Genomic DNA, 12001 nt, shown 5'->3' with positions numbered 1-12001 from the left:
GCCGGAAGTGTTAACTGTCGAGAAATCCCGGAGAAATCAAGCCTGTTGAGGCTGTGGCATGTTCAGGCCGGGCGGCGCGGCCCGGTGTCACCTTCCCCTTACCCCGCCACTCGGGCGGGACATGGAGGACGGACATGCCCAGATTCCGTGGACGGCGCTTCCGCCTGTTCGCCGCCGCCGTGTCGGCGCTCACCGCCATGACGCTCACCGCCTGCGGCGCCCGCACCGGCGAGGAGACCGCGGGCAGCGCCGCCGCCGAGGTGGACACCTCGGGCGACACGATCAAGGTCGGCCTGCTCAACTCCCTCTCCGGCACCATGGCGATCAGCGAGGTCACCGTACGGGACGCGCTGCTCCTGGCGATCGACGAGATCAACGCGGCTGGGGGCGTCCTCGGCCGGCAGATCGAGCCGATCAGCGAGGACGGCGCCTCCGACTGGCCCACCTTCGCCGAGAAGTCGGAGAAGCTGATCCTCCAGGACGGCGTGGCCGCCGTCTTCGGCTGCTGGACCTCGGCGAGCCGCAAGGCCGTGCTGCCCGTCTTCGAGCAGAACGGCTCGCTCCTCTTCTACCCCGTGCAGTACGAGGGCCTGGAGCAGTCGCCCAACATCTTCTACACCGGCGCGACCACCAACCAGCAGATCATCCCGGCGCTCGACTACCTGCGCGAGGAGGAGGGCGTCGAGTCCCTCTACCTCGTCGGCAGCGACTACGTCTTCCCGCGCACCGCCAACCGCATCATCACCGCCTACGCCGAGGAGCACGGCATCGAGATCGCCGGCGAGGACTACGCGCCGCTGGGCTCGACCGAGTTCGCCACCATCGCCAACAAGGTTGAGGACTCCGGCGCCGACGCGGTGTTCAACACCCTCAACGGCGACAGCAACGTCTCGTTCTTCCGCGAGTACGCCGCGGCCGGGCTCACCGCCGAGGAGATGCCCGTCCTGTCCGTCTCCATCGCCGAGGAGGAGGTGGCGAGCATCGGCGCCGAGTACCTGGCGGGCCAGCTCACGGCCTGGAACTACTACCAGACCACCGAGGGCGCCGCCAACGAGGGCTTCGTCGCCGCCTACCAGGAGCGCTACGGCGAGGACCGCCCCACCTCCGACCCCATGGAGGCCGCCTACACCTCCGTCCACCTCTGGGCGCGGATGGTCGAGGAGGCCGGGTCGTTCGAGGTGGAGGACGTCCGCGCCGCCGCCGACGGCATCACGTTCGACGCCCCCGAAGGCACCGTGACCGTGGACGGCGAGACGCAGCACCTCTACAAGACCAGCCGCATCGGCCGCATCGGCGCCGACGGCGGCATCACCGAGGTCTGGTCGTCGGACGAGCCGATACGCCCCGACCCCTACCTGGAGGGCTACCCGTGGGCCGAGGGCCTGTCCTGACATGACGGTCTACCTCAGCCAGTCGTTCACCGGCGTCAGCATCGGCGCCGTCCTGCTGCTCATCGCCCTCGGACTCTCCCTGACCTTCGGGCAGATGGGCGTCATCAACATGGCGCACGGCGAGTTCATCATGGCGGGCGCCTACACCGTGTACGTGCTGCAGGGGCCCGTCGAGGACGCCGGGCTCTCCCTCCTCCTCGCGCTCCCGGTGGCCTTCCTGGTCGCCGGGGCCATGGGCGCCCTGCTGGAGTGGCTGCTGATCCGGCGGCTGTACGCGCGGCCGCTGGACACGCTGCTGGTCACCTGGGGCGTCTCCCTGATGCTCCAGCAGCTGGCCCGCGACATCTTCGGCGCGCCGAACGTGCACACCGAGTCGCCCGGCTGGCTGTCCGGGCGGCTGACCCTGACCGGCGGCGACGACCCGCTCACCCTGGCGTACAGCAGGCTGTTCATCCTGGGCCTGGCCGTCGCCGCCGTCGCGGCCCTCACGCTGACGCTGCGGTTCACGCCGCTCGGCCGCCGCATCCGGGCCGTCGTGCAGCACCGCGACCTGGCGGAGGCGTCCGGCATCGCGACGGGCCGCGTGGACCGGCTCACGTTCTTCGCCGGTTCCGGCCTCGCCGGTCTCGCCGGGGTCGCCCTGACCCTGGTGGGACCGATCGGGCCCACGATGGGCACGAACGTGATCATCGACGCGTTCCTCGTGATCGTCGTCGGCGGCATCGGGCGGCTGCGCGGCGCGGTGATCGCTGCGTTCGCCCTCGGCGTCCTCCAGGCGGTGATGGAGTACTCGACCACCGTCAGCGTCGCCCGCGTCACCGTCCTGATCGCCATCGTGGCCTTCCTCCAGTGGCGCCCCCAAGGCATCCACACCCTGCGGACCCGGAGCCTGGCATGACCACCCGTACGCTCGACCGCTGGCGCGCGCCCGCGGGCTACGCGCTCCTCGCCGTGCTGCTGTTCGCCGTCGCCCCGGCGCTGCTGGGCGACTTCAGGCTCGGGCAGCTGGCCCGCTACCTGTGCTTCGCCATCGTCGCCGTCGGCATCTCGCTCGCCTGGGGGCGCGGCGGGATGCTGACCCTCGGCCAGGGCCTCTTCTTCGGCCTGGGCGGCTACGCGATGGCGATGCACCTCAAGCTCGCCGACGCGGGGGCGGGGCGGCTCCCCGACTTCATGCTGCTGTACGGCGACGCGAACGAACTGCCGTGGTGGTGGGAGCCGTTCCGCTCACCGGCGGTCGCCCTGGCCGCCGTGCTGCTGCTGCCCATGGGGCTCGCGGCGGTCATCGGCTACGCGGTCTTCCGCCGCCGCGTGCGCGGCGCGTACTTCGCCATCCTCAGCCAGGCGCTGGCCGCCGCGTTCGCGATCCTCCTCGTCGGCCAGCAGGCCACCACGGGCGGCACCAACGGCCTGACCAACTTCCAGGGCTTCTTCGGCTTCTCGCTCCTCGACCCGGTCAACCGGCGGACCGTCTACTTCCTCATCGCGGGCGTCCTGCTCGCCCTGATGGTCCTGACGCGGCAGCTGTTCCTCAGCCGCTACGGCGAACTGCTCGTCGCCGTACGGGACTCGGAGGAACGCGTCCGCTTCCTCGGCTACGACCCGGCGCTCGTCAAACTGGCGGCCTACGTCCTGTCGGCGGGGATGGCGGGCGTCGCGGGCGCCCTGTTCGTCCCGGCCGTGGGCATCATCTCCCCGGCCCTGATCGGGATCGCGCCGTCCATCCAGTTCGTGATCGGCGCGGCCATCGGCGGCCGCGCCAGCGTGGCCGGGGCGGTCGCGGGCGCCGTCGCGGTCGCCTGGGCGCAGACCTCGCTGTCCGAGGAGTTCCCGGCGGCGTGGACGTACTTCCAGGCCGGTCTCTTCATCGCCGTCGTGGCGTTCCTGCCCGGCGGACTCGTCTCGCTGCGGCGGCTGCTCGCCCGCCGCGGCCCGCGCCCGGCGGAGGTGCCCGCGTGACGACCCCCGACGCACCGCTGAAGGGCCTGCGGATCACCGACCTGCGCGTCACGTTCGACGGCTTCACCGCCGTGGACGGCGTGAGCCTCACGGTCGGGCCCGGCGACCTGCGCTTCCTGATCGGGCCCAACGGCGCGGGCAAGACCACGCTGGTGGACGCCGTGACGGGCCTGGTGCCCGCGACCGGCTCCGTCGGGTTCGGCGGCACGGAGCTGCTCGGCAGGCCCGTGCACCGCATCGCCCGCCTCGGCATCGGCCGCACGTTCCAGACCGCCACCGTCTTCGAGAACCTCACCGTCCTGCAGAACCTCGACATCGCCGCGGGCGCGGGCCGGTCGCCCGCCGCGCTGCTGCGCCGCCGCCGTGGCGTCCCCGAGGCGGTCGCCCGCGCCCTGGAGACCATCGGCCTCGCCGACCGGCGCGGCGACCTCGCCGGGACGCTCGCGCACGGCCGCCGCCAGTGGCTGGAGATCGGCATGCTCCTCGTCCAGGACGTGCAGCTCCTGCTCCTCGACGAGCCGGTCGCCGGCATGAGCCACGAGGAACGGGACGCGACCGGCGGCCTGCTGCGGCGTATCGCGGCGGACCGCACCGTTGTCGTCATCGAGCACGACATGGACTTCATGCGCGCCTTCGCCAGCAGCGTCACCGTCCTGCACGCGGGGCGTGTGCTCAGCGAGGGCTCGGTCGCCGAGGTCAGGGCCGACCCGCGCGTCCAGGAGGTCTACCTGGGCCACAGCCCCGATGGGCAGAAGGAAGGAGTCGCCTGATGCTGGAGGTCACCGGGCTGACGGCCGGGTACGGGCGCACCACCGTCCTGCACGGCGTGTCCCTGTCCGTGCCGGCCGACGGTGTGGCGGCCGTCCTCGGGCACAACGGCGCGGGCAAGTCCACGCTGCTGCGCGCCGTCGTCGGACTGCTGCGGCCGCGGTCCGGCGCCGTGCTGTTCGAGGGCGAGGACATCACGCGGCTGCCCGCCCACCGGCGGGTGCGGCGCGGCCTCGCGTACGTACCGCAGGGGCAGCAGAGCTTCCCGCAGCTCACCGCGCTGGAGAACCTGCGGCTCGTCGCCGACGCGCGGCGCGACGGGCGCGCGGCGCTGGACGAGGCGCTGGACCGCTTCCCCGCGCTGCGGGCCGTCACCGGCCGCCGCGCCGGGCTGCTCTCCGGCGGCCAGCGGCAGCAGCTCGCCCTCGCCCGCGCCCTGCTGACCCGGCCGCGCCTGCTGCTGCTCGACGAGCCGACCGAGGGCATCCAGCCGTCCGTCGTCGCGGAGATCCAGGAGACGGTGCTCGGCCTCGGCGCGTCAGGTCTTTCCGTGCTGCTGGTCGAGCAGCACATCGCCTTCGCGCTGCGCGCCGCCGAGCGGTACCACGTGCTGGAGGCGGGCCGCGTCACGTCGTCCGGCGCCAGGGGCGCGGACGCGGAACGCGCGGTGCGGGAGGCGCTGAGCGTCTGAACCGGACCGCCCGGCCCGCGCCCCGGGGAGGGCGCGGGCCGGGCGGCCGTGGAGCCCGTGGTCCTTCATGGGGACCACGGGCCCGCGGTGGTGGCGGGTCAGACCGCGCCGCGCCGTGACGACGGCGCGACCACGGGCGCCGCCGCCGCGTCCTGGCGGGAGTCCTGCCGCTGCGAGGCACCGCCGGTGTTGCCGCCCGTGATGACGAACTGCGAGCCGGGCTGGACGACGATGTGGCCGTCGGCCGAGTCCGTGATCGTGACGTTGGTGAGCGTCGCGTTGCCGCGCGCCCCCGCCATCGCGAGGATGCCCGCGCCGTTGTTCGAGCCGTCGATGCGGACGTTGGTGATCCGCGCGTCCGGGACGCTGCCGCCACCCTGCTTGAACTGGATGCCGTCGTACGTCGAGTCGTAGATCTCCGTGTCGCGGATCACCACACCCGGGATGTTCTGGCTCGCCGGGAAGATGGTGATGGCGCCGAACTCCTGTGCCTCGCCCCAGAACGCGCCGCCGGTGCGGTGCAGCACGTTGTTCGCGATCAGGGTCTGGCCCGAGAAGGGCAGCGGGTCGTGGTCGGTCGCGAGCATGATGCCCGGGTAGTTCATGGTGTCGGAGATGATGTTGTTCTCGATCGAGTTGTCGTAGCCGCCGTAGATCGCGATGCCGTTGGCGCGCCAGGGCAGCTGGATGGTGTTGTTGCGGAACGCGTTGTCGTGGCCGACGTCCACGGACGTGTCGCGGACGTAGCGGCTGGCCCAGACGGCGAGCGAGTCGTCGCCCGTGTTGCGGAACGACGAGTTGAACACCGTGGAGTTGCGCGTGCCGTTGGTGAAGTTGATGCCGTCGGCGTAGGTGTTGCGGATGCGCATGCCGCTGAACTCCAGGCCGTCGCCGGGTCCCCACAGGGCCGGGATGTTGTCGAAGTCGCGGCCGACCCAGACGCCCACGTTGGCGTGCTCGATCCACACGTTGCGGATAGCCGTGTTCTCGCCGAAGCGGCCGTTGAGGCCGACGCCGCCCTCGTGGTTGCCGTCGCCGCCGCGGATGGTGCCTGAGCCGAAGATGGCGATGTCGGAGATCTGGGTGTTGTCGTCGATGTCGAAGCCGAAGTTGCCCTCGTGCGGGTGGTTGATGCCGTTCGCCAGGTGCGGCGGGGTCAGCGTGTAGAGCTGCGAGTGCCACATGCCCGCGCCGCGGATCGTGACGTTGCTGATGCCGACCTGGTTGAACTGGCCGCGGTTGAGCGGGTCGTCGGTCAGGATCTTCTGCTCCTGCCGCCACTGGCCGGCGGGGATCCAGACGCAGTTGATCTGGCCGTTCTGGTCCGCCGTCACGGCGCGCTGGATCGCGGCCGTGTCGTCGATCCCGTCGTTCGCCACGGCGCCGTACTCGGTGATCGAGGTGCACTCGGCGGGCTTGGCGGCCGGGGGAGCGACCTGCTCCAGGTCGACCAGGTCGATGATGTAGAACGACGCGGTGTCGTTCGCGTCCCGCTGGAGCCGGAAGACGGTGCCCGCCGGGTAGCTCTGCGACAGCAGCGCGTTGGACTCGTCGAACAGGCGCCGCGCGTCGCCGCCCGGCGTGTTGGTCAGGCCCTCGGGGCTGTCGGTGTTGCCGTACAGCCAGCTGTACTTGGACGACAGCGTGATCTTGCGGACGAAGGTGCCGTTCGCGTACAGGCTGATCGTCGCCTCCTGGCCGCCGCCGCCGGGCGCGTCCGGGATGGAGTTGCGCACGACGATCGAGTTGGCCGGGCTGGTGGACGTGAACTCGACGTACTGGCCCGTGCTGTTCAGGCGCACCGACTCGCGGCCCGAGGACTCGGTGGCGTAGTTGGTGTGCCCGAAGGTGCGCTCGGGGTCGGTCTGGAGCAGCGTGCCGTTGTGCCGGCCGTCCTCCGCCTCGTACTCGGTGTACGGCACGGCCGCGCCGCGGCCGACGACGATGGCGCGCGAAAGGACGTTGTTGTTCTCGTTGGTCTCCGCGACGGTGTTGGTCGCGTCGGCGGTGGCGGTCAGCGTGGCGCCGCCGCTGGTCGCCGTCCAGGTGCCGTTGACGCTCACGGTCGCCGTCGCCCCGGCGGCGATCGACGGGGTGTTGGTGTTGAGCGTCGTCGTCCCGGCCGTCAGGCGCGTGACGGTGGTGGCGTTCGTGGCCGTGGTGCCGCGGTTGTTGACCCGCACGGTGAAGGACACCTGCGCGCCCACCGCCGGGTTGGCCGGGCTGTGGTCGATGCCGAGGACCTGGAGGTCGGGTCCCGGGCTCTGGCCGACCACGAGCTGCGTGGCGGCGGTGCGGCTGTTGTTGTCGTTGTTCTGCTCCACGACGGTGTCCGTCGGGTCCACCAGCGCGGAGACCGTGTAGCTGCCCTGGGGGCGGCGGCCCGCGTCCACCGTGACGGTGGAGGAGGCCCCGGCCGCCAGCGCGCCCACCGGGGCGCTGCCGACGACGACGCCGCCCAGGCTCACGTTCACGGTCGTCGCGGGGGAGGCGGCCGAACCGGCGTTGCGCACGGTCGCGCTGATCCGCACCGCGTCGGTCTCCACCGGGGCGGCGGGCGTCCACGTCAGGTCGGTGACGGTCAGGTCGGGGTTGGGCGCCGGGACGCCGATGACCTGGAGGTCGGCGACCTGGCCGCCGGGCGCGCCGGTGTTGCTTGTGAAGCGCAGCTGGAGGTCGGCGACGCGTCCGGTGACGGGGATGGTCACCGTGTTCTGGTTGGAGGACGGGCTGAACGAGTAGCCGGCGGCGGCGCGCAGCGAGGTGAACGTGCTCGCGTTCTGCTCGCGGCCGAGGATCTGGATGTTCTGGGTGCGCGGGCCCCAGGCGGCGTCCGGATTGAGCCGGACGACGACGGTGTTGACGTCTGCGTTGGCGCCCAGCCGCACCGTCAGCGTGGACGGGAAGCCGTTCGACTCCCAGTAGGTGGACAGGCTGTTGTCGTTGGCGTTGGCCGCGACGAAGTTGAAGGTCGTGGAGGACGCCTCGATCGGCCTGCCCTGCGCCAGGTTGGAGCCCTCGCCCGGCTCACCGGGCTCGCCGGGACCGCCCGGGTCCTCGCCGCCGTCCTCGCCGTAGATCTCCAGCTCGGAGAGCTGCGCGGCGGGCCAGCCGGTGTTCGCGGTGACGTGCACCCGCACGTACCTGACCTGCGTCGCGGTGAAGTCGACGGTGACGGTGTTGGCCGACCCCGGGGTGAACTGGCGGCCCTGGGAGGCGGCGAGCGTCGAGAAGGAGCTGCCGTTCGTGCTGCCCTGGACGCTGAGCGTCTGGGTGCGTGCCTCCCAGGTGGTCGGCAGCTTCAGCACCACCTGGTCGATCGCGGCGGCGGAGCCGAGGTCCACCTGCACCCAGTGGGGGAAGGCGTTGTTCGGCCCCTCCCAGTAGGACGCCTGGTTGCCGTCGTTGACGCTGGACGCGGGGAAGCCGCCGTTGGTGGCGCTGGCGGTGGCGGACTTGCCGAGGGCCAGGTTCGGCCCGTCGGCGGCCGACGCGGCGCCGGCGACGGGCAGCAGCCCGGCGACCAGCAGGCCGGCCAGGGCCAGGGCGCTGATCAGCCGCCGGCCGAGTTGTCTCCAAGTCATGGGGGGTCCTCAGTTCCGTGGGAACGACGCAGGGGCTGCCGGGGGACCCGCCCGGCCCCGGCGGACGCACCGGGTCGGGGGCGGAACGGGGACCGCGACAGACGGGATGTGCGCTTGCCGAGAACTTGCAAGAATCTTGCGAAGAATTAAGCGACTTAGTCGATCTCTTGCGAGAGGGTAGTCAGAGTTTTCAAGCAGGTCACGAGTTTGTCAACGGTTTGCGCATGACGGGGACATGTCGTGCCGCAGCCGCACCCGGCGGTCACACCGCGTGTCCTCCACGGGGGGTCGCGCAACGGGACAGAACATGCCGGACGTGCCAGAGTGGGAGGAACCGTACTCACCGAGGTCCTCAGATGAGCGAGAACAGGCGGCACGAGCCCGCCCCGCAGGAGTCGCTGCCGCAGGACTGGCCGGTCCACCCGGACACCTCCCTCGCCCTCAACCGGATGGGCAGCTTCGACTGGGACCTCGACCGCAACGTGATGCACCTCGACGAGGCGGCCCTCGACGTCTTCGACCTGCGCCCCGAGGAGTGGGACTCCCGGCCCGAGTCGCTCGCCAGCCGCGTCTCCCGCGCCGAGGGCGACCGCCTGGACGCCATGCTGCGCAAGTCCCTCGGCGACGGCAGCGGGGGCTACGGCGCGTACTTCCGCATCCGCCGGCGCAGCGGCCTCACCCAGTGGACCCACACCCAGGGCCACATCGAACGCGACGAGACGGGGCGCCCGTACCGGATCATCGGCATCGTCAGGGACGCCACCGCCGAACTGTCCCACGCCGTGGACCGCGAGGCCGTCGCGGTCGAGCGGCGCAAGCAGACCAGCATCGTCGAGGAGACCACCCGCGCCATCGCCAACGCCAGGACGGTCCGGGACGTGACGTCCGTCCTCGGCGGCCCGGCGGGGCTGCGGCTCGTCGGCGCCGCACGCGTACGCCTCGGCCTGATCGAGTCCGGGCACCTGCGCCTGGTGCTCGGCGGCCTGGAGGCGCCGCCCGAGGTGGAGTACCAGCGCATGGAGGACGACCTGCCGATGAGCAGGGTCGTCCGCGACCGCGCACCGCTCTTCCTCACCTCGGCCGGGGAGCTGGCCGCCCACTTCCCCGAACTGGCCAAGGCCCTGCTGGCGCACGGCATCAGGGCCGCCGCGTACCTGCCGCTCACCGCGCAGGGAACCGCGCTCGGCGGCCTCGGGCTGCTTTTCGAGGAGGACCGCCCGTTCCCGCCCGAGGAGCGCAACCTGATGGTCGCCCTCAGCAGCAGCATCGCCCAGAGCCTCCAGCGCGCGGTGCTCTACGAGCAGGAGCACGACCTCGCCGAGGACCTCCAGCGCGCCATGCTCCCGCGCGACATCCCCGAGGTCCCCGGCGCGCGCATCGCCGTCCGCTACCGCTCGGCGGGGCTCGGCCGCGACGTCGGCGGCGACTGGTACGACGTGATCCCGCTGCCCGGCGGGTGCGTCGCGACGGTGATCGGCGACGTGGAGGGGCACGACACGCACGCGGCGGCCGTCATGGGGCAGCTGCGCATCGTCCTGCGCGCCTACGCGTCCGAGGGCCACCCGGCGGGCGCCGTGATGTCACGGGCCTCCGCCTTCCTGCGCGACCTGGAGACGGAGCGGTTCGCCACCTGCCTGTACGCCGAGCTGAACCCGGCGACCGGGCGGCTGCGGCTCGTACGGGCGGGCCACCTCGCCCCCGCGCTGCGGTCGGCGGACGGGCGCGGCGTGCTGCTGTCCGTGCCGGGGACGCTGCCGCTCGGCGTGGACGTCGGCGCCGCCGAGCCGGACTACCCCGTCAGCGACCGCACGCTCCGGCGGGGGGAGACGCTGATGATGTACACGGACGGCCTGATCGAGAAGCCGGACCGCGACCTGGACGAGGGCACGTCCTGCCTGACGGCCGCGCTGAGCGACGGCCCGTGGGACCTGGAGGACCTGGCGGACCACATGTCGGAGATCCAGCCGGGGGCGGACCAGGACGACATGGCGTTGGTCCTGCTCCGCAGGCAATGAGAGGAAGTCTGCTCCGCAGGCAGCAGGGAGCAGCCCCGCGCCCAGCGGTCAGTCGCGGGCGATCTCCGACCACACCGTGCAGCCGCCCGACGCGTCGGGCGAGACGACACCCCAGCGGCTCGCCAGCGCGTCGAGGAGCAGCAGGCCGCGCCCGCACTCGTCGTCCGCGCGCACCAGGCTCGTACGTCCCCCGCCTGGCCCGTCCCCCTCGTCCGCGACCTCGACCCGCAGCAGGTCGGCGCGCGCCTCGACGCGGCACACGACGCGTTCGCCCCCGGAGTGCAGCACGGCATTGGTGACCAGCTCGGACACGACCAGCAGCACGGCGTCCCGCGCGTCCCCCGCCACGCCCCAGTGGCTGAGCCATTCACCGGTCCTGCCCCGCGCCGTCGCGACGGCCGAGGGCACCGCGGGCAGCTCGAACCGCTCCCTGCGCCCGTCCGCCCCCGGGAAGGGGGAGCGGGGCAGCGGCAGCGCCTGGGCCACAGGGGTGTCGCGCGGATGGGACACGGGCGGAGTCGCCTTCCGGAAGGCCTGGGGGACGGCCGGAACGGGGGTGAGCCGGATCACCTGATAACTATGCGCAATGCTGGGGGCAGAGCGCAAGGGGAGTTCTGCGATTCGCAGAGCGCGAAAGCATCTCTGTCGATGCCGCTACGGCGTGTGGCAAACTTCTTCCCTGAACCGGGAATTGGGGCCGCCGACATCGGCGGGGGCCGTCAGGAGGCGACGTGGCAGAGGCGCGGTCGGGACCGACCGTGGGACAGATCGTGCTGGGTCTGCGCCTGCGCGACCTCCGGGAGAACGCCGGCTGCACCTTCGCCGACGCCGCCGAGGCGCTGAGCGTCAACACCACCACCGTACGCCGTATGGAGAAGGCCGAGGTCGGCCTCAAGCCGCTCTACGTCAAGGCACTGCTGGAACGGTACGCCGCGCCGCCCGAGGAGGCCGCGGCCTTCCTGCGGCTGGTCGAGGAGGCCAACCGGCCCGGCTGGTGGCACCGCTTCCGCGACGTCCTGCCCGACTGGTTCAGCCTGTACGTCAGCCTGGAGGGCGAGGCCAGCCTGATCCGCGCGTACGAGCCCCACTGCGTCCCCGGCCTCCTCCAGACCCCCGACTACGCCCGCGTCCTCTTCAGGACCGGCTTCCCCGGCGCGGCCGAGGAGGAGATCGAGCGCCGGGTCGCGCTCCGCATGGAGCGCCAGGAACTGCTCTCCCGGCCACGGGCCCCGCTGCTGTGGGCCGTGGTGGAGGAGCATGTGCTGCGCCGCCGCGTCGGGCCCCCGTCCGTCATGCGCGCGCAGATAGACCGGCTGATCGAGGCGACGGCACTGCCGAACGTGACGCTGCAGATCATGCCGTTCAGCGCGGGTCCGCATCCCGGCATGTTCGGGCCGTTCCAGCTCTTCAGGTTCGAGATCCCGGAGCTGCCCGACATCATCTACGCCGAGAGTCTGACCGGCGCGGTCTACCTCGACGAGAGGCCCGACACCGTGGCCTATCTGGAGGTTCTCGACCGCATGGGTGCGCAGGCCGCACCGGTACAGGACACCGGGTCCATCCTCGGTGATATTCGCAAGGAGCTCTGAGACC

At 72.0% G+C, this 12001-nt stretch carries 9 protein-coding genes; 7 read left to right on the top strand and 2 right to left on the bottom strand.

Annotated elements, in window-relative coordinates:
* Positions 1 to 134: 134 nt before the first annotated feature.
* Genes urtA through urtE form a run of 5 tightly spaced genes read left to right on the top strand, consistent with a single transcriptional unit; the run spans position 135 to position 4809 of the window.
* Positions 135 to 1391: an urea ABC transporter substrate-binding protein gene (gene urtA, locus ACIBPC_RS14325; RefSeq protein WP_362962855.1), complete on the top strand. Its 1257-nt coding sequence runs from the start codon at positions 135 to 137 to the stop codon at positions 1389 to 1391.
* Between the two features lies 1 nt (position 1392).
* Complete coding sequence (gene urtB, locus ACIBPC_RS14320; RefSeq protein WP_362962857.1) at positions 1393 to 2289, top strand: urea ABC transporter permease subunit UrtB; 897 nt, start codon at positions 1393 to 1395, stop codon at positions 2287 to 2289.
* Entirely contained in the window at positions 2286 to 3350 is a 1065-nt protein-coding gene (gene urtC, locus ACIBPC_RS14315; protein WP_362962859.1) for an urea ABC transporter permease subunit UrtC, read from the top strand. Before urtB ends, urtC begins: the two co-directional genes overlap by 4 nt.
* Positions 3347 to 4120: an urea ABC transporter ATP-binding protein UrtD gene (gene urtD, locus ACIBPC_RS14310; RefSeq protein WP_362962861.1), complete on the top strand. Its 774-nt coding sequence runs from the start codon at positions 3347 to 3349 to the stop codon at positions 4118 to 4120. Before urtC ends, urtD begins: the two co-directional genes overlap by 4 nt.
* Positions 4120 to 4809 carry an urea ABC transporter ATP-binding subunit UrtE gene (gene urtE / locus ACIBPC_RS14305; protein WP_398844160.1) on the top strand — a complete coding sequence of 230 codons (690 nt, stop codon included), beginning with the start codon at positions 4120 to 4122 and terminating at the stop codon, positions 4807 to 4809. Before urtD ends, urtE begins: the two co-directional genes overlap by 1 nt.
* A gap of 98 nt (positions 4810 to 4907) precedes the next feature.
* Here urtE and ACIBPC_RS14300 read toward each other — a convergent pair whose 3' ends face one another.
* The gene (locus ACIBPC_RS14300) at positions 4908 to 8393 is read right to left on the bottom strand and encodes a CARDB domain-containing protein (RefSeq protein ID WP_398844157.1); all 3486 of its coding nucleotides are present in this window, start codon (positions 8391 to 8393) and stop codon (positions 4908 to 4910) included.
* 356 nt (positions 8394 to 8749) lie between these two features.
* Between ACIBPC_RS14300 and ACIBPC_RS14295 the strand changes: the two genes are divergently transcribed.
* Positions 8750 to 10408, top strand: a complete 1659-nt coding sequence (locus ACIBPC_RS14295) for a SpoIIE family protein phosphatase (protein ID WP_398844155.1) — start codon at positions 8750 to 8752, stop codon at positions 10406 to 10408.
* A gap of 48 nt (positions 10409 to 10456) precedes the next feature.
* On the opposite strand, the gene ACIBPC_RS14290 is transcribed toward ACIBPC_RS14295, so the two are convergent.
* On the bottom strand, positions 10457 to 10918 hold the full coding sequence (locus ACIBPC_RS14290; RefSeq protein WP_362962869.1) for an ATP-binding protein: 462 nt from the start codon (positions 10916 to 10918) through the stop codon (positions 10457 to 10459).
* 221 nt (positions 10919 to 11139) lie between these two features.
* Here ACIBPC_RS14290 and ACIBPC_RS14285 point away from each other — a divergent pair, with 221 nt between their 5' ends.
* Complete coding sequence (locus ACIBPC_RS14285) at positions 11140 to 11997, top strand: helix-turn-helix domain-containing protein (RefSeq protein WP_398844152.1); 858 nt, start codon at positions 11140 to 11142, stop codon at positions 11995 to 11997.
* The last annotated feature ends 4 nt before the right edge of the window (positions 11998 to 12001 follow it).

The organism is Streptomyces sp. NPDC049879 (genome assembly GCF_044461265.1).
Taxonomy (GTDB): Bacteria; Actinomycetota; Actinomycetes; order Streptomycetales; family Streptomycetaceae; genus Streptomyces.
The sequence above is the reverse complement of the archived record's forward strand: the minus strand, read 5'-3'. Positions and strand labels throughout refer to the sequence as shown.

Bases quoted from the DNA above. Each gene is read 5' to 3' on its own strand.
- urtA (WP_362962855.1), top strand. From the start codon at position 135: ATGCCCAGATTCCGTGGACGGCGCTTCCGCCTGTTCGCCGCCGCCGTG.
- urtB (WP_362962857.1), top strand. From the start codon at position 1,393: ATGACGGTCTACCTCAGCCAGTCGTTCACCGGCGTCAGCATCGGCGCC.
- urtC (WP_362962859.1), top strand. From the start codon at position 2,286: ATGACCACCCGTACGCTCGACCGCTGGCGCGCGCCCGCGGGCTACGCG.
- urtE (WP_398844160.1), top strand. From the start codon at position 4,120: ATGCTGGAGGTCACCGGGCTGACGGCCGGGTACGGGCGCACCACCGTC.
- ACIBPC_RS14300 (WP_398844157.1), bottom strand. From the start codon at position 8,393: ATGACTTGGAGACAACTCGGCCGGCGGCTGATCAGCGCCCTGGCCCTG.
- ACIBPC_RS14295 (WP_398844155.1), top strand. From the start codon at position 8,750: ATGAGCGAGAACAGGCGGCACGAGCCCGCCCCGCAGGAGTCGCTGCCG.